Annotated in this window: 16 protein-coding genes; 6 read left to right on the plus strand and 10 right to left on the minus strand. The window is 67.6% G+C overall.

Going from position 1 to position 17,772, the window contains the following annotated elements:
• Positions 1 to 121 precede the first annotated feature (121 nt).
• From C5E06_RS03600 to C5E06_RS03645, 10 genes are all read right to left on the minus strand, one after another.
• Positions 122 to 886 carry an HAD-IA family hydrolase gene (locus C5E06_RS03600; RefSeq protein ID WP_104299683.1) on the minus strand — a complete coding sequence of 255 codons (765 nt, stop codon included), beginning with the start codon at positions 884 to 886 and terminating at the stop codon, positions 122 to 124.
• Positions 883 to 1,755: a class II fructose-bisphosphate aldolase gene (locus C5E06_RS03605; RefSeq protein WP_104243070.1), complete on the minus strand. Its 873-nt coding sequence runs from the start codon at positions 1,753 to 1,755 to the stop codon at positions 883 to 885. Before C5E06_RS03605 ends, C5E06_RS03600 begins: the two co-directional genes overlap by 4 nt.
• Before the next feature lie 108 nt (positions 1,756 to 1,863).
• Complete coding sequence (gene dhaL / locus C5E06_RS03610; RefSeq protein ID WP_104243383.1) at positions 1,864 to 2,502, minus strand: dihydroxyacetone kinase subunit DhaL; 639 nt, start codon at positions 2,500 to 2,502, stop codon at positions 1,864 to 1,866.
• Entirely contained in the window at positions 2,499 to 3,500 is a 1,002-nt protein-coding gene (dhaK, locus tag C5E06_RS03615) for a dihydroxyacetone kinase subunit DhaK (protein ID WP_104306025.1), read from the minus strand. Before dhaK ends, dhaL begins: the two co-directional genes overlap by 4 nt.
• 178 nt (positions 3,501 to 3,678) lie before the next feature.
• Complete coding sequence (locus C5E06_RS03620; RefSeq protein ID WP_104243066.1) at positions 3,679 to 4,740, minus strand: YihY/virulence factor BrkB family protein; 1,062 nt, start codon at positions 4,738 to 4,740, stop codon at positions 3,679 to 3,681.
• Positions 4,741 to 4,862: 122 nt separating this feature from the next.
• On the minus strand, positions 4,863 to 5,624 hold the full coding sequence (locus C5E06_RS03625) for a succinate dehydrogenase iron-sulfur subunit (protein WP_104243064.1): 762 nt from the start codon (positions 5,622 to 5,624) through the stop codon (positions 4,863 to 4,865).
• A gap of 15 nt (positions 5,625 to 5,639) precedes the next feature.
• On the minus strand, positions 5,640 to 7,442 hold the full coding sequence (gene sdhA / locus C5E06_RS03630; protein ID WP_104243062.1) for a succinate dehydrogenase flavoprotein subunit: 1,803 nt from the start codon (positions 7,440 to 7,442) through the stop codon (positions 5,640 to 5,642).
• Between the two features lie 55 nt (positions 7,443 to 7,497).
• A complete protein-coding gene (sdhD, locus tag C5E06_RS03635; RefSeq protein ID WP_181058009.1) occupies positions 7,498 to 7,941 on the minus strand; it encodes a succinate dehydrogenase, hydrophobic membrane anchor protein in 444 nt (147 codons plus the stop codon).
• Between the two features lie 12 nt (positions 7,942 to 7,953).
• Entirely contained in the window at positions 7,954 to 8,286 is a 333-nt protein-coding gene (sdhC, locus tag C5E06_RS03640) for a succinate dehydrogenase, cytochrome b556 subunit (protein WP_104252310.1), read from the minus strand.
• Positions 8,287 to 8,589: 303 nt separating this feature from the next.
• Positions 8,590 to 9,735, minus strand: a complete 1,146-nt coding sequence (locus C5E06_RS03645; protein WP_104306026.1) for a glycosyltransferase family 1 protein — start codon at positions 9,733 to 9,735, stop codon at positions 8,590 to 8,592.
• A gap of 124 nt (positions 9,736 to 9,859) precedes the next feature.
• Here C5E06_RS03645 and C5E06_RS03650 point away from each other — a divergent pair, with 124 nt between their 5' ends.
• From C5E06_RS03650 to C5E06_RS03675, 6 genes are all read left to right on the plus strand, one after another.
• Complete coding sequence (locus C5E06_RS03650) at positions 9,860 to 10,972, plus strand: mannose-1-phosphate guanylyltransferase (protein ID WP_104243055.1); 1,113 nt, start codon at positions 9,860 to 9,862, stop codon at positions 10,970 to 10,972.
• 95 nt (positions 10,973 to 11,067) lie between these two features.
• Complete coding sequence (locus C5E06_RS03655) at positions 11,068 to 12,153, plus strand: BMP family protein (protein ID WP_104243053.1); 1,086 nt, start codon at positions 11,068 to 11,070, stop codon at positions 12,151 to 12,153.
• A 240-nt stretch (positions 12,154 to 12,393) separates the two neighbouring features.
• Entirely contained in the window at positions 12,394 to 13,479 is a 1,086-nt protein-coding gene (locus C5E06_RS03660; protein ID WP_258063371.1) for a BMP family protein, read from the plus strand.
• 185 nt (positions 13,480 to 13,664) lie between these two features.
• The gene (locus C5E06_RS03665; protein ID WP_104243049.1) at positions 13,665 to 15,164 is read left to right on the plus strand and encodes an ABC transporter ATP-binding protein; all 1,500 of its coding nucleotides are present in this window, start codon (positions 13,665 to 13,667) and stop codon (positions 15,162 to 15,164) included.
• The gene (locus tag C5E06_RS03670) at positions 15,161 to 16,465 is read left to right on the plus strand and encodes an ABC transporter permease (protein ID WP_104243047.1); all 1,305 of its coding nucleotides are present in this window, start codon (positions 15,161 to 15,163) and stop codon (positions 16,463 to 16,465) included. The genes C5E06_RS03665 and C5E06_RS03670 overlap by 4 nt, the downstream gene beginning before the upstream one ends.
• Positions 16,462 to 17,772, plus strand: coding sequence for an ABC transporter permease (locus C5E06_RS03675; RefSeq protein WP_104243044.1), 1,311 nt, complete (start codon positions 16,462 to 16,464; stop codon positions 17,770 to 17,772). The genes C5E06_RS03670 and C5E06_RS03675 overlap by 4 nt, the downstream gene beginning before the upstream one ends.

Genomic DNA, 17,772 nt, shown 5'->3' on the forward strand with positions numbered 1-17,772 from the left:
GACACGAACGGGCCCCGACCGGGGAGGAGCATCCATCCTCGGTCGGGGCCCGTTCTTCTTCGTGCGGGTCTCTGCGGGCACCGCCTGTCGGAGAGTCAGGTCTCGTGCACCTCGCACGGCATCACGCCGCCAGCGCTGCCTCCAGCGAGGCGACGGTGATGGTTCCGTCGGCGCGAGTGAGGTCAGCGCCGCGCAGCGTGGTCGACGGGGCGCCGGCCTCGCCGAGATGGGAGACGACACTCGTCGCGGCGGGGAAGTCGTCGTCCGCCGTGAAGTGGCTGACCGTGACGATGTGCGCCAGGCCCGCAGCGGCGGCAGCCTGCGCGCCGCCCCACGAGTCCTCGATGACGACCGCCTCGTCCTTCGCGAGCCCGAGCGTGTCGAGCGTGAGGAGGTAGATGTCCGGAGCCGGCTTCTTTGCGGGCACGACGTCGCCGGCGAAGACTCCGGCAAGACGGGACCGCAGGTCCGCACCGATCACGGTGTCGAGCACGGCCTCCACGCTGCCGAGTGCCGACGTGGACGCGACGGCGACGACCCAGCCGGCGTCCAGCGCCTCCGCGATGAGGCGGCGAACGCCGGGGCGGCCAGGCACGCTGCCTGAGCCCATGATCTCCACGTACGCCGCCGACTTCCGCTGGTGCACGTCCGCGACGAGTGCGTCCAGCTCGGCCGAATCGGCGGGGGCGAACTCGGGATGCTCACCCAGGTAGGCCTTGAAGCGCTCCTTGCCCCCACCCACCCGCAGCAGCTCGCCGTACTCGTCGGCGCTCCACTGGAAGCCCAGCCCGAGCTCGTCGAAGACCCGGTTGAAGGCGACGAGGTGACCGTCGAGCTCCGTGTCGGCCAGGACTCCATCGCAGTCGAGGATCAGTGCGCGCGTCATGCCGCTGCCCCGTTCGCAGTGTCGCGGCTTCCGAAGAGGTCGATGTGCTCGGTGACGGTCGCCGTGACTGCCTCGACCTGTTCCGCGAAGAGCTTCACCGGCTCCCATTTCCCGCTTGCCTCTGCGGCGACGAGGTGGCGGTGCGCCGAGTGCAGGTAGGCGAGCTTGAGCGCCGTGGAGATGTTGATCTTCGAGGTGCCGGAGGCGATGAAGCGCGCGAAGTCCTCTGCCGAGAGGCCGGTGCCGCCGTGCAGGACGATCGGGATATCGGTGCGGCTCGAGAACTCGGCCGCCCGGTCGAAGAGCAGCGTCGGGTTCGCGGTGTAGAGGCCGTGCGCCGTGCCCAGCTGCGGGGCCAACAGGTCCGTGCCCGTGTCGTTCGCCACCTCGAGCAGGGTGTCGACCGAGTAGGCGTGCGTGGCCTCGTCCGAGCCGACGCCGTCTTCCACGCCGACGATGTTCTCGATCTCCGACTCGACGTCGACTCCTGCTGCGTGCGCCTCCTGGACGACCTCGCGGGTCTCTGCCCACGCCTGGTCGAGACCCCGGTCGGAGGCGTCGAAGAGCACGGAGCTCCAGCCCTGCGCGATCGCCTCGGTGATGACGGCACGGTCGGGGCAGTGGTCGAGGTGCAGTGCGACCGGCACGTCGACGGCATCAGCGGCGATGCGCGCGGCGGCGGCGAGCTGCGCGGCGCCGACGACCTTGAGGGTCTTGACGGACGTCTGCAGGATGATCGGCGAGTTCGCGGCCTGCGCCGCGGCGACGGTGGCCTGCAGCGACAGCTGGTCGACGATGTTGACGGCGGGGATCGCATACCCGCCAGCCCGGGCGGCGGCAGCGAGCCGCCGCGTGCTTGCGAAGGTCATGGTGTTCTCCTACGTGGTTGGGTCGGCGCGTGAAGCCGCTGGGTTCGGTCGTGGAGCGGGTGGATGCGGAAGGTCACGGGTGAGGGGCCTGCGTTGGTCCGTCACTCGTCAGCTCCTGGATGCCGCCGTGCTGGCGGCGGTCGCGAGGATGATCGCCGTGGACTGGGCGCCGGGGTCTCGGTGCCCTCGCGAGCGCTCGCCCAGGTAGCTGGCACGCCCCTTCGTCGCGATGAGCGGCTCCGTGGCGACCGCGCCTGCTGCGGCTGCCTCCGCGGCGGCCGCCAGCGTCTCCGCCGGGCCCGCACCTGCGGCGGCGGCCGCCTTCGCCGCCTCGACCGCCGGGGTCCAGGCGTCCACCATCGTCTTCTCGCCGGCGTGCGCCTTGCCGCGTTTCATGAGGCTCTCGAGCGCGCTCTCGAGCATCGTCGCGACCCCGGCGCCGTCGAGTGGGAGCGTCGAGCACTTCGCCGCTCCGATGAAGACCGAGCCGTACAGGGGGCCGGATGCGCCGCCGACCGTCGACATGAGCGTCTTGGCGGTGACGGCGAACACCTCCTTGACGCTGATGGGGGTGCCTTCCCCGACGGCTGTCGCCGCGGCTGCGAGACCCCGACTCAGATTCTCGCCGTGGTCGCCGTCGCCGATGGCCCTGTCGAGCTCGATGAGCTCCGTGCGTGCCGTCAGGACGTCGGCGGCCGCTGCCTGCACCCAGGCGATCGCCCAGCCGGTGTCGAGTTCGTCGGTCATGCGCCCGCCCGCCATCCGCTCGTGTGGACGGGGGCATCGAACAGCTCGGTGAGTTCGTCGTCGAGGCGCAGGAGGGTGATGGAGGCGCCCTTCATCTCGAGCGAGGTGAAGTAGTTGCCCACCAGGCTGCGCTCGATGGTCACCCCAAGGTCGTCGAGGACATCGGCGGCGTGGTTGAAGAGGATGAACTGCTCTGAGAGGGGGGTCCCGCCGAGGCCGTTCACGAACAGCAGGACCCGGTCTCCCGAGGTGATCTCGAGGTCGCCGATCACACGCTCGAGGAGGATGTCGGTGATCTCGTCGGCCGTCGTCATCTCGCCGCGTCGAACCCCGGGCTCACCGTGCACGCCGATGCCGATCTCGATCTCGTTGGGCCCGAGATCGAACGAAGGCCTGCCGACGGTGGGGACGGTGCACGCTTCGAGCGCGAGGCCCATCGTGCCCATGTTCGTGTTGGCCTTCTTGGCGATGCGGACCACGTCGGCGAGGTCGTCACCGCGTTCGGCTGCGGCACCGGCCAGCTTCATCGTGACGATCGTGCCAGCGACGCCGCGGCGCCCTGCCGTGTAGGTCGAGTCCTCGACCGCGACGTCATCGTCGAGCACGACCGTCTCGACCTCGATGCCCTCGAGGTCGGCGAGCTCTGCCGCGGCCTCGAAGTTGAGGATGTCACCCGTGTAGTTGAGGACGAGGTGGACGACGCCGCGGCCCTGATCGGCGGAGCTCGTCGCCGCGAGGATCTGGTCGGGGGTGGGGGAGCTGAAGAACGCTCCGGGTGCGGCTGCGTCGAGCATCCCGGCGCCGACGTAGCCTCCGCCGAGCGGCTCGTGCCCGGAACCGCCGCCCGAGATGACGCCCACCTTGGGGGAGGCGGCGGGCGCCGCCCTCGAGAAGTGCACGGGATCGGTGTGCAGCGTGACGAGCGACGAGTTGGCACGCGCGAACCCGCGCATGAACTCGTCGAGGACGGTCGCGGGTGTGTTGATCAGTTTCTTCACCGAATGCTCCTTTGCATCGTGGCGTACAGCTCGATCGTGACTACAAGTACATACAAGCATATTCAAGTATGTACATGTTGTTGATCTCGCCGGATCACGAGATCAGCATACATGTCTATACAAGTATGTCCAACTCGTGCCCGGAAGTACGCGCACGCGGTGCGCCGGAGGGTGTCGGCTACTCTGCGCGATGCCTCAGCTCGCGCCCCCGAACGACGTCCTTCTCGATCTGTTCCAGGCGCTTGGCGCTGGCCTTGGTGTCGCGCGGAGGCAGCTGGATGCTCTGCTCCGCCGCGATGCCGCCCCGCAGCTGCCGGACACGCTCGATCTCCGCATCGCACTGCGCACCGAAGAGCAGGGCGAGGTTCACGATCCACAGCCACAGGAGCCCGACGATGACACCGGCAACGCTGCCGTAGAGGCGCTCGTAGCTGCTGAAGTTCGCCACGTAGAAGAAGAAGCCAGCGCTCGCGATGCCCGTCACGAAGAGTGCGATGAACGCGCCGAGCGTCATCCACTTGAACTTCGGCAGCTTGACGTTCGGCGTGCCGTAGAACAGGACGGCGATCATCACGATCACCACGAGCAGCACGATCGGCCACCTCGCGAAGCTCCATACGGTCAGCGACGCGTCGCCCAGACCGATGATGCCGCCGATGGCCGAGGCCACCGGTCCCGAGAGGGCGAGGATGGCGAAGATCACCAGCATGAGCAGCAGGAGCACGATCGTCCACAGCATCATGGTGGGGCGCAGCTTCCAGAACGGCCGCCCCTCGTCGATCTCGTACACCGTGTTCATTGCGTGCGAGAAGCAGTTCACGTAGCCCGACGCAGACCACAGTGCGCCGAGCAGACCGACGATGAACGCCGTGCCTGCGCCCTGCGACTCGCCCAGCTGCAGCACCGTGCTCCGCAGCGTCTCCGCGAACGTCGGGTCGGCGAGGTGCGTCGACATCTCGTCGATGAAGGACACCGCCGTGTCGGTCAGCCCGAACAGGCCGATGACCGACATCAGCGCCAGGAGCGCGGGGAACAGGCCGAGCAGCATGAAGAAGGTGAGCGCCGCGGCCAGGACCGTGCAGCGGTCGCGGAGGAACTCCCGGATGGCGCGCATGAGGATGTACCGCCAGGCCGGGCCGACCACGTTCCTCAGCCCGTCTGGCTTACGGGGGTCTCGCGCATCCGGAGCCGTCCGTTCCTTGACGACGCTGGTCTCATGGGCTGCCCCGGGGGTGGTCATAGAGGCAGGCTAGGCGCGCGCGATGCCCTCGGCGGGGAGGGCGCGCGCTCGGCCACCACCTCCACGCGAGAAAGGGAGCAGCCGAGTACGGCTGCTCCCTTTCGCTGGTGCTGACGTCGTGGCTAGACGCGGCCCTTCAGCATTGCCTGCTTGACCTCGGCGATCGCCTTCGTCACCTGGATGCCACGCGGGCAGGCCTCGGTGCAGTTGAAGGTCGTGCGGCAGCGCCAGACGCCCTCGCGGTCGTTGAGGATGTCGAGGCGGACCTTCGCGTCCTCGTCACGGGAGTCGAAGATGAAGCGGTGCGCGTTCACGATGGCGGCAGGTCCGAAGTACTGGCCGTCGGTCCAGAACACGGGGCACGACGTGGTGCACGCGGCGCACAGGATGCACTTGGTGGTGTCGTCGAAGCGCTCGCGGTCGGCGATCGACTGGAAGCGCTCCTTGCCCTTCTCCGGCTCGGCCTGAGCCTTCAGGAAGGGCTGCACCTCGCGGTACGCCTCGAAGAACGGCTCCATGTCGACGATGAGGTCCTTCTCGAGGGGGAGCCCCTTGATGGCCTCGACGTAGATGGGCTTCGAGATGTCGAGGTCCTTGACCAGCGTCTTGCACGCGAGGCGGTTGCGGCCGTTGATGCGCATCGCATCGGAGCCGCAGATGCCGTGTGCGCAGGAGCGACGGAACGCGAGCGAGCCGTCCTGGTCCCACTTGATGCGGTGCAGGGCGTCGAGGATGCGGTCGGTCGGGTACATCTCGACATCGAACGCCTCCCAGTACGGCTCGGTGTCCGTCTCGGGGCTGTAGCGGCGCACGTTGAGCGTCACCGTGAACGGCTTGGGAGCCTCGATGGGCGCCTCGGGTGCTTCAGTCGTTGCAGCAGTCATTCTGTGAAGCCCTTCCTAGTACTTGCGCTCGGTCGGCTCGTAGCGCGTCACGCGCACGGGCTTCTTGTCGAGACGGATGTGGTCTGCGGGGTCGGGAGACTTCCGGTCGCCCGTGAGGTACGCCATGGTGTGGTGCATCCAGTTGACGTCGTCGCGCTTCGGGAAGTCGTCGCGCATGTGGCCGCCGCGGCTCTCCTCGCGGTTGAGGGCGCAGTACACGAGCACCTCGGCGAGGTCGAGCAGGAAGCCGAGCTCGATGCCCTCGAGCAGTTCCGTGTTGTAGCGCTTGCCCTTGTCGAAGACCGAGATCTCGGTGTACCGCTCGCGGAGGGAGTGGATGACCTTCGTCGCCTCGGTCAGCGTCTCCGAGGTGCGGAAGACCTGGGCGTTCTTGTCCATCGTCTCCTGCAGCTCACGACGCAGGCCGGCGACCGACTCGGTGCCGGTCGATGCCTGCAGGTCGTCGACCATGCCCTTGACGAACGCCGCTGCGTCGTCGGGCAGGGGAGCGAACTCGGCGGTCTTGACGTACTCGACGGCGTTGCGGCCGCTGCGCTTGCCGAAGACGTTGATGTCGAGCAGCGAGTTGGTGCCGAGACGGTTCGAGCCGTGCACCGAGACGCAGGCGCACTCGCCGGCGGCGTAGAGGCCGGGGATGACGGTCTCGTTGTCGGAGAGCACCTCGCCGGCGTTGTTCGTCGGGATGCCGCCCATCGCGTAGTGCGCGGTCGGGTACACGGGGACCGGCTCGGTGACGGGGTCGACGCCGAGGTAGGTGCGCGCGAACTCGGTGATGTCGGGCAGCTTCGTCTCGAGCACCTCGGCACCGAGGTGGGTGCAGTCGAGGTACACGTAGTCCTTGTGCGGGCCGGCGCCGCGGCCGTCGAGCACTTCCTGCACCATGGAACGAGCCACGATGTCGCGGGGCGCGAGGTCCTTGATGGTCGGCGCGTAGCGCTCCATGAAGCGCTCGCCGGAGGCGTTGCGGAGGATGGCGCCCTCGCCGCGCGCACCCTCGGTGAGGAGGATGCCGAGGCCGGCCAGGCCGGTGGGATGGAACTGGTAGAACTCCATGTCCTCGAGCGGGAGGCCACGGCGCCAGACGATGCCCATGCCGTCACCCGTGAGGGTGTGCGCGTTCGAGGTCGTCTTGAAGACCTTGCCGAAGCCGCCGGTCGCGAAGATGAAGGCCTTGCCCTGGAAGACGTGCAGCTCGCCCGTCTTGAGCTCGAGTGCCACGATGGCCGCAGGGACCTCCTGGCCGTCGACCTCGGTCATGACGATGTCGAGCGCGTAGAACTCGTTGAAGAACTTGACGTTGTGCTTGACGCAGTTCTGGTAGAGCGTCTGGAGGATCATGTGACCCGTGCGGTCAGCCGCGTAGCAGGCGCGGCGAACCGGCGCCTTGCCGTGGTCGCGCGTGTGTCCGCCGAAGCGACGCTGGTCGATCTTGCCCTCCGGGGTGCGGTTGAAGGGCAGGCCCATGTTCTCGAGGTCGATGACCGCCTCGATGGCCTCCTTCGCGAGGATCTCGGCAGAGTCCTGGTCGACGATGTAGTCGCCGCCCTTGACGGTGTCGTACGTGTGCCACTCCCAGTTGTCGTCCTCGACGTTCGCGAGAGCCGCCGCCATGCCGCCCTGCGCCGCACCGGTGTGCGAGCGAGTCGGGTAGAGCTTCGTGACGACAGCCGTGTCAGCGCCCTGCGCGGCCTCGATGGCCGCGCGCATCCCGGCGCCGCCGGCACCCACGATGACGATCTCGTGCTGGTGGTAGTGGACGCCGTCGACGGTGCGCGTCGGAGCGAGCTTCTCTGCCATATGTCTGTGGCTCTTCTTTCTGAGGTGGTGGAAGTCGTGTGGCCGAGCGGGTCGGCTAGGCCGGGCAGAAGCTCGGCAGGTTCTCGGCTGCGCCGTTCGCGGGGCACGGGTCGAACGTGTAGATCACGAGGAGGCCGAGGACGATGAGCACCGTCGTGACGAGGAACAGCGTGACCTGCAGTGCGCGACGCGTGCTCGCCTTCGACACGTAGTCGTTGATGATCGTGCGCATGCCGTTGGCGCCGTGGATGAACGCGAGGACCAGCATGAGCGTGTCCCAGACCACCCAGAAGGGGTCTGCCATCTTGCCGGCGACGAACGCGAAGTCGATGGCGGCGACGCCCTGGCCGACCATGAGGTTCGTGAAGAGGTGGCCGAAGATGAGGATGACCAGCAGCACACCGGACACGCGCATGAACGCCCAGCCGATGCGCTCCCAGTTGGTGCTGTTCTTGGCGGCAGCTGCTGAACGGGGGTACTCGATGGTTTCGATAGTCATGGCAGCTCCCTCCTAGTGGCTGAACACGTTGATGAGGTGGCGGGGCGTGAAGCCGATCATCGTGACGACGCAGAGGCCGATGACGATCCAGAACATGAGCTTCTGGTACTTCGCGCCGCCGGGCAGGAAGTCGATGAGGATGATGCGGATTCCGTTGAACGCGTGGTAGCAGATGGCTGCCACGAGTCCGACCTCGCCGATGCCCATGATGGGCGTCTGGTAGGTGTGGATGGCCGCGTTGTAGGCCTCAGGACTGACGCGCACGAGCGACGTGTCGAGCACGTGCACGATCAGGAAGAAGAAGATGGAGACGCCGGTGATGCGGTGGAGGACCCAGGACCACATGCCCTCGTTCCCCCGGTACAGCGTGCCGCCGCGTCGCGGCTTCTTCGCTGTGTTCTTTGGGGCTGTCGAGCCCGCCGGAGCTGGTGTCTGTACGGCTGACACGGGATTGCCCTTCTGTCGCGTTGCGTTCTTCCGCTCAGGACTCTTGCGCCGAGAAGGTGAAGACTGAGCGGCAGCTCCCAACCACACTGCGTTGGGCATGTTGATACCCGCCTAGACTACGCCTCCCGCCGTTTCCGGCTGGCAAGGTTAACCTTCCTTGGCGGCCTTGTCTGCGTGAGGCCGAGGCATGGACCGGGCCGTTCAGGCGAGCGGCAGCGTGACGGGGCGCCGCGCCTCCGCCAACACGTCGGCATAGTGGCTGAGCAGCTCGTCGCAGACGCTCTCCCACGAGCGCGAGAGCACTCGGCGGCGGCCGGCCTCGCCCATCCTGGCACGCAGCTCGGGAGCGTCGACGAGCTTCTCGAGCATGACCCGCAGATCGAGGTCGCCTGCTCGGTCGGGGTCGAAGTGGAATCCGTCGACGCCGTGCTCGATGAGGTCGATGGGCCCGCCCGCGTAGGGGGCGACGACGGGCAGGCCACTGGCGTGGGCCTCCTGGATCGTCTGCCCGAAGGTCTCCTCCGTCCCCGTGTGCACGAAGACGTCGAAACTCGCGTAGGCCATGGCCAGGTCTCGGCCGCCGAGTCGCCCGGCGAAATGAACCGGGACCCCCTTGAGGGCCTTCCGGATGCTCGGCTCCGACGGCCCATCGCCCACGACGACCAGCTGCACGTCGTCGAGCCCCCTGAGCGAGGCGAGGCGCTCGACCTGCTTCTCGGGCGCGAGCCTGCCCACGTAGCCGATGATGGTGCGCGAGTCGGCGCCCAGGCGCTTGCGGCTGCCGCGCACGCTCTGCTCGTGCTTGTTGCGCGGATGGTAGGTCTCGAGGTCGACGCCTCGGCCCCAGCGGGTGGCGTTCGTGATCTTGGCGCGCCGCAGGTCGCCGAGCGCCGCGCTCGACGGCGCCAGCGTCAGGTCTGCGTTGTTGTGCAGCCAGCGGATGAACCACCAGGCGAAGCCCTCCATGGCGCTCAGCTTGTTGCGCTTCGTGTACCCGGCGACGTCGGTCTGGAAGACGGCCACGCTCGGTATGCCGCGTCGTTTCGCGGCTGCGATCGCCTGCGATCCCAGAAAGAGTGGACTCGCGGCGTGTACGACGTCTGGCGCGAACTCGGCGAGGAACCGATCGACCCTGGGGGAGGGGAGTCCGACGGGGAACTGGCGGTAGTCGAGAGCAGGCACCTCGACGACGCGGAACCCCCTGTAGTCCTTCGGCGAGCCGGCTGCCGGAGTGACGACGATGGCCTCGTGTCCGCGCAGTGCGAGGTGGTCGAGCACCTTGCAGACGCTGTTCGTCACGCCGTTGACGGTGGGGAGGAAGCTCTCGGTGACGACCGCGATGCGCATAGGGCGAACGTAGGTGCTGGGAGTGGCACGGAGGTGAACTCGCGGCGACGCCCGCACGACGACTTCTCCACAGCTTCGTCCCGCCGAAACCAGCGCGTGACAGTGTTCCCCTAGGGTGTTGCGCATGGCAGATGCGATCGATCGGTTCTATGGCGTGATTCCAGCGGGAGGCGTCGGCTCCCGACTGTGGCCCCTCTCGCGGGCCGAAGCCCCGAAATTCCTCCACGACGTCGTCGGGAACGGCTCGACCCTCCTGCGGGCGACCTGGGACCGCCTCGCGCCGCTGTGCGCGGAGGACCGGCTCCTCGTCGTGACGGGAGAGGCGCACGCCAAGGAGGTGCGCGCGCAGCTCCCAGAGCTCATCGAGGAGAACATCGTCCTCGAGAGCGAGGGTCGCGAGTCGACGGCGGCCATCGGCCTCGCCGCGGCCATCCTGCAGCGGCGTGTGCCCGACGCCATCATCGGCTCGTTCGCCGCTGACCACCTCATCGGTGCGACCGACCGCTTCGCAGCGGCGGTGCGCGAGGCCGTCGAGGCGGCCGACGCCGGAGCCATCGTCACGATCGGCATCCAGCCCATCGAGCCGTCCACCGCCTTCGGCTACATCCGAGCGGGCAAGCCGCTGAAGATCCCCGCCGCCCCGAGTGCGCGGAAGGTCGACGCGTTCGTCGAGAAGCCCAAGGAGGCGACAGCTCGCCGCTACCTCGCCTCCGGCGAGTACCTCTGGAACGCCGGCATGTTCTTCGCCCGCGTCGACCGCCTCATGGAGGCGCTGGCCGAGTCGAACCCGCCACTGGCCGCTGGCATCAACGAGATCGCGGATGCCTGGGGCACCGATCAGCAGGCGGAGGTCACCGCTCGCGTCTGGCCGAACCTCGAGAAGATCGCCATCGACTACACCGTCGCCGAGCCGGCGGCCGCCCGCGGCGAGCTGGCCGTCATCCCCGGCTACTTCCAGTGGGACGACGTGGGAGACTTCGCGGCCGTGAGCCGGCTCCGCAAGAGCACCAACGGGAACGGCGTGACCGTGCACGGCGACGAGAGCAACGTCGTGGTCGTCGACGGCTCCGGCCTCATCGTCAACCACACCGACCGCGTCGTCGCGATCGCCGGCATCAAGGACATCGTCGTGGTCGACACCCCGGATGCGCTGCTCGTCACGACCGCGGCGAACGCGCAGAAGGTCAAGCAGCTCGTCGCCGAGATCAAGGCGTCGAAGCGGCCGGAAGTCCTCTAGCCCGCCTTCCACTCATTCATCTGCGCGCGTGCACGGTCACAACGATCCGTGCACGCGCGTAGCGGTCTGCGCCCGGCTCCCACTACTCTTCCGGCATGTCACGCTCTCGTATTCCAGGCGCCGTCGGCGCGCTCGCTGTCGCTGCCCTCGCTCTCACTGCCTGCCAGGCGCCGCCAGAGGCGCCGGGGTCGACGGGCGCAGCGGCTGCGGGAAGCGACTACCTGGCGTGCATGGTCGCGAACAGCGGCAACATCCAGGACCGCTCCTTCAACCAGGCCGTCTTCGAGTCGCTCGAGGCGGCCAAGGCGGAGTACGGCGTCGACATGCGCGAGACGGTCTCGCAGTCGCAGGCTGACTACGAGACGAACCTCGAGACCATGGTCGGCGAGGGCTGCGACTACATCGTCACGGTCGGCTGGGAGCTGGCCGACGCGACCCGCGCTTCCGCGGAGGCGAACCCGGACATCACGTACTCGATCGTCGACGAGGTCGTGGATGGTCCCAACGTCGCGTCCATCGTGCACGACACGGCCCAGGCGGCGTTCCTCGCCGGCTACCTGGCGGCGGGGGTCAGCAAGACCGGGGTCGTCGGGACGTTCGGCGGCGGCAACCAGCCGCCCGTGACGGTCTTCATGGACGGCTTCGCGGCGGGGGTCGAGCAGTACAACACGACGAAGGGCGCCTCGGTGCGGGTCGTCGGCTGGGACCCCGAGTCGCAGCAGGGGTCCTTCACCGACGACTTCACGAACACGAACGCCGCGCAGACCACGGCGCAGGGGCTCATCTCGCAGGGGGCCGACATCATCATGCCCGTCGCGGCTCAGGCGGGCGAGGGTGCTGCTGCGGCGGCACTGGCCGCGGGCGATGTCGGCATCATCTGGGTCGACTCCGACGGGTACGAGCTTCTGGGCGAGGAGTACCGGCCGCTCCTGGTCACGACGGTAGAGAAGCGGATGGAGCCGGCCATCCTCGGCGTCATCGGCTCCGACATCGCGGGAACCTTCGAGGCGGGCAACAACGTCGGCACGCTCGAGAACGACGGCGTCGGGCTCTCGTCCTTCCACGACTGGGATGCGAAGATCCCCGCCGAGCTGAAGGCGGAGGTCGAGGCGCTCAAGGCCAAGATCATCTCCGGCGAGATCGTCGTCGAGTCGCCGTCATCGCCGACGGGAGCGAACTGACGGACCCCCGGAGCGGGCATCCACACGTCCGCACCGACCGATCGGCCTGCGACGATGCGGTGCCGTGAGCGTCGCCGGGCGACGCGCCGAGAAACACACTCGTAACTGTGCAACGGTCGGGTTTCGATTCCGATTTCGGCCGAATTGTGACGCAGCGCTACGGCTATGCTCGGGCAATCACCAGCTTCGTCGTGTTCGCGTTCTGCGGCCCGACGGACATCCAACTCAGGAGGATCGAGAGTGGCTATCTCTTCGAAGCAGCGTTTCGCTGCACTTGGCACGGTGGGCGTTGCAGCCCTCGTGCTCGCCGGTTGTGCCCCCGCGCCAGAAGCAGGCGATGGGGCCGCTGAAGGCGCATCCGACTTCACCGCGTGCATGGTGTCTGACGAGGGCGGGTTCGACGACCGCTCCTTCAACCAGCTTGCGCACACGGGGCTCGAGAACGCGGAGTCCGAGCTCGGAGTCAACGTGCTCGAGGCGGAGTCGGCAACACCGGACGACTACGCGGCAAACCTGACGACCATGGTCGACCAGGGCTGCAAGATCATCGTTCCCGTCGGCTTCAAGCTGGCAGACGCGACGGCCGCAGCGGCCGAGGCGAACCCAGACGTCGACTTCGCGATCGTCGACGTCGAGGGCCTCGGCATCCCGAACGTGCTCGAGCTCAACTACGACACGGCGCAGGCCGCGTTCCTCGCGGGCTACGCCTCGGCTGCGTACTCCAAGACGGGCACCGTCGCCACCTACGGCGGCGCCGCCATCCCGACCGTCACGATCTTCATGGACGGCTTCGCCAACGGCGTCAAGCACTTCAACGAGGTCAAGGGCAAGGACGTCAAGGTCATCGGCTGGGACGTCGACTCGCAGCAGGGCTCGTTCGTGGACGACTTCACGAACGTCTCCCGCGCCAAGGAGATCTCCACCGGCTTCCTCAGCCAGGGTGCAGACGTCATCCTCCCCGTCGGCGGCCCCCTCTACCAGGGTGCAGCTGAGGCGATCCGCGAAGGCGGCCAGGACGCCGTCATCCTCGGCGTCGACTCCGACCTCGCGGTCGCAGACGAGCAGTACGCGGACATCATCCTCGTGTCGATCATGAAGGGCCTCGACGTCACGGTTCTCGACGCGATCTCCCAGAGCGTCGACGGCACCTTCGAGGGTGGCACGACCTACACGGGCGTCCTCGAGAACGAGGGCGTCGGCCTCTCCGGCTTCGGCGCCTTCGAGTCCGAGCTGCCCTCCGGCACGCTCGACGAGATCGACACCCTGAAGCAGGAAGTCATCGACGGCAAGTACCCGGAACTGTCGCCTTCCTCACCCAAGGTCTGATCCTCTGCTGTCCAGATTGACGTCTGGGCACAACATGATGCGGGGCCGTCGCGCAAACTCGCGGCGGCCCCGTAGCATGCCTACGCATGCATCTCGAGCTGGCGGCGGTCACCACCGCGACCGGCTCGCGTATCACCGGCCCACCAGGCCGTATTCCGCACTACTGCACAGCGAAGTGGACCGCTATGAAACTCGAGCTTCGAGGCATCACCAAGCGATTTGGTGCCTTCACGGCCAACGACAACATCAACCTCACGATCGAGGAGGGCGAGATCCATGCGCTCCTCGGCGAGAACGGTGCTGGCAAGTCGACCCTGATGAACGTGCTCTACGGCCTCTATCAGGCCGATGAGGGCGAGATCCTGCTGGACGACGACGTCCGGCACTTCTCCGGTCCTGGCGATGCCATGGCCGCCGGCATCGGAATGGTCCACCAGCACTTCATGCTCATCCCCGTCTTCACCGTGGCGGAGAACCTCATGCTCGGGCACGAGCCGGCCAGTGGGCTCGGCGTGCTCGACATCGACAGCGCGCGCCAGAAGGTGCGCGACCTGTCGGCGCAGTTCGGCTTCAACATCGACCCCGATGCGCTGGTCGAGCACCTGCCCGTCGGCGCGCAGCAGCGCGTCGAGATCATCAAGGCCCTCTCGCGCGACGCGAAGATCCTGGTCCTGGACGAGCCCACCGCCGTGCTCACGCCCCAGGAGACCGACGAGCTCATCGTCATCATGGATCAGCTGCGCAAGGCCGGCACCTCCATCGTCTTCATCACGCACAAGCTGCGAGAGGTCCGCAAGGTGGCGGACCGCATCACGGTCATCCGGCGAGGCAAGGTCGTCGGCACGGCGCTCCCGAGCGAGTCCAACGAAGAGCTCGCGGCGAAGATGGTGGGCCGAGCGGTCGACCTCGACGTCGACAAGGAGGCCCCGAAGCTGGGCGAGACGACGTTCGTCGTCTCCGAGCTGACGGTCTTCGACGAAGTCGGCGCCAAGCAGGTCGACGAGCTGAGCTTCGAGGTGCGCGAGGGCGAGATCCTCGTGATCGCCGGCGTGCAGGGCAACGGTCAGACCGAGCTCACGGAGGCCATCCTCGGCCTCCACAAGAAGGCGCTCGGCTCGATCAGCCTCGACGGCAACGAGCTCATCGGGCAGTCGGTCAAGAAGACGCTGGATGCGGGACTCGGCTTCGTGCCGGAAGACCGCACCGAAGACGGCATCGTCGGCGACTTCACGATCGCGGAGAACCTCGTGCTCGACCGGGCGGACCGCCCGCCGTTCTCGAACGGCATCGCGCTCAACCTGCGGGAGATCACCGCCTTCGCGGAGAAGAACGTCAAGGACTTCGATGTCCGGGCACCGTCCATCGAGACGGCCGTGGGTCGTCTCTCCGGCGGAAACCAGCAGAAGGTCGTCCTCGCGCGCGAGCTCGGCCGCGACCTGCGGATGTTCATCGCCTCGCAGCCGACCCGAGGTCTCGACGTCGGATCGATCGAGTTCGTGCACGAGCAGATCGTGCGCGTCCGCGACTCGGGCATCCCGGTCATCATCGTGTCGACGGAGCTCGACGAAGTCGTCCAGCTGGCAGATCGGATCATGGTCATGTACCAGGGCAAGAGCATGGGAATCGTTGGACCGGAGACGTCGCGAGACGTGCTCGGCCAGATGATGGCGGGGGTAGAGGTATGAGCCAGCTGCAGAACGTGACAGCGGAGACCCCGCCGCCACCCGGCACCCAGGTGCCGGCCGCCGCGAGCGAGCAGTCGCCGTGGCACGGCCTCTGGCGCGACATCCTCGGCGGAGGGCCGCTGCGCTCGATCCTCGCGATCGTGCTGGCGCTGCTCATCGGCTCCCTCCTCGTCGTCTTCACGAGCGACGACGTGCTCGAGACCACCGGCTACTTCTTCTCGCGGCCGATGGACCTCTTCACGGCGGCGGGCGGCGTCATCGGCGGTGCGTTCCGCGCGCTGTGGGAAGGCGCGATCTACTCGCCCCGCAACGGCTTCGTGCCGCTGACCAACACGCTCATGTGGGCGACCCCGCTCATCACGGCGGGCCTCGGCGTCGCGTTCGCGTTCCGTGCCGGCCTCTTCAACATCGGTGGTCAGGGTCAGATCCTCATCGCCGCGCTCTTCACGGGCTTCATCGGCGCGAGCCTGCAGCTGCCGTTCGTCGTGCACGTCCTCGTGGCGGCGTTCGCCGGCATCGTCGGCGGCTCGCTCTGGGCCGGCATCGCCGGCTGGCTGAAGGCGCAGACCGGCGCCCACGAGGTGATCGTCACGATCATGCTCAACTGGATCGCCTTCTGGGGCATCACCTACCTGCTGAAGACCCCGGTCTTCCAGGCCGAGGGTGCTGGCGGCAACGCCAAGGCCAAGCCCATCGTCGAGTCCGCGCAGCTGCCTGACCTCGTCGGTGCCGCCGACTGGGGCTTCATCCTCGCCATCGCCGCCGCATTCGTCTACTGGTGGATCATGGAGCGCACCACGGTCGGCTTCAAGGTGCGCGCGGTCGGTCTCAACCCGAGCGCCGCTCGAACGGCCGGCATCAACGTCGCCTTCATCACCTTCCTCACGATGGCCATCGCCGGCGCCTTCATCGGCCTCGCCGGTGCCACGCAGGTGCTCGGTCGCGCGACAGCGGGCTACGACCCCGGAGTGCACGCGGGTATCGGCTTCGATGCCATCACCGTCGCGCTGCTCGGCGCCGGTCACCCGGTCGGCATCATCCTCGCCGGCCTCCTCTTCGGAGCGCTCAAGGCGGGCTCCTTCCCCATGCAGGTCGTCGAGGGCATCCCCATCGACATCGTCGCCGTCATCCAGGGCCTCATCGTGCTCTTCATCGCAGCGCCGCCGCTCATCCGGGCGATCTTCCGCCTCCCGCGGCCGTCCGGCATCCGACTCCTCGACCGCATTCGCGCGTCGCGCGAGGGCCGGGAAGACAGCAGCGACAAGGGCAGCAACGGCAAGAAGAACGAGGTGAACGCATGACCGCAGTGACGCCGAGCACCGAGGAGCAGATCCCGGTAGGGGCAAGCACCAAGGCGGAGGTCCGCTCGACCCGCAGCTGGAAGGCGCCGATCGCGTACGCGTTCTTCAGCGCGCTCGTCCTGATCGTCTTCGGGCTGCTCGCACCTGCGGGCGCCTCGAGCACGATCGACCTGAACTCGGATGGCGTCCCCATCAAGTTCGCCCCCCTGGTCCTGCCGACCATGATGACGAACCTCATCATCGGCGTGATCCTCGCCGGAATCACCGTCGTCGCCTTCCTCCGCACAGCGGCGGGCGAGAAGCTGCCCATGTGGGTCATGGTCGTCTTCGGCATCCTCTGGGTGTGGGCGCTCATCGTCTTCATCGGCGCCAACGCCAACGTCCCGCTCACCTGGCTCCTCACCGGAACGCTCGCCATCTCGACCCCGCTGATCTTCGGATCCATGGCGGGGCTCGTCTCGGAGCGCGTCGGCGTCGTGAACATCGCCATCGAGGGCCAGCTCCTCGCCGGCGCGTTCACCTCGGCGCTCATCGGCTCTATGACTGGCAACCCGTTCCTCGGCCTCCTCGGAGCGATCCTCGCGGGCATGCTCGTCTCGCTCATCCTCGCGGTCTTCTCGATCCGCTACCTCGTCGAGCAGGTGGTCGTCGGCGTGGTCATCAACATGCTGGTCATCGGCCTGACGAACTTCCTCTACTCGGGCGTCATGACCCGCGACAGCGGGTTCCTCAACACGATCGCGCAGAACGAGAAGTACCCGCGCTTCGCGATCCCACTGCTGAGCGACATCCCCGTCATCGGGCCGCTGCTCTTCGACAACACCTTCATCGTGTACCTCATGTTCCTCACGGTGCCGGCGCTCACCTTCGCGCTCTTCAAGACCCGCTGGGGCCTGCGCCTCCGCGCCGTCGGCGAGCACCCGAAGGCTGCCGACACGGTCGGCATCAAGGTCAACAAGACCCGGTTCTGGAACGTCCTCCTCTCGGGTGCCATCGCCGGCGCGGGCGGGAGCTTCTTCACGCTCGGCAGCGTCGGCTCGTTCAGCCAGGAGATGACAAGCGGCCAGGGCTACATCGCCCTCGCCGCACTGATCTTCGGGCGCTGGCACCCCGTCTACGCCACCCTCGCGGCGCTGCTCTTCGGCTTCGCCTCGAACCTGAAGACCCTCGTGAGCCAGGTCGGCGCGAACATCCCACCCGAGTTCATGGCGATGATCCCCTACATCGTCACGATCCTCGCCGTGGCCGGATTCGTCGGCCAGTCGCGCGGACCCGCCGCGGCGGGCAAACCCTACGTGAAGGCATAG

The organism is Pseudoclavibacter sp. RFBI5 (genome assembly GCF_002931395.1).
GTDB lineage: Bacteria > Actinomycetota > Actinomycetes > Actinomycetales > Microbacteriaceae > Pseudoclavibacter.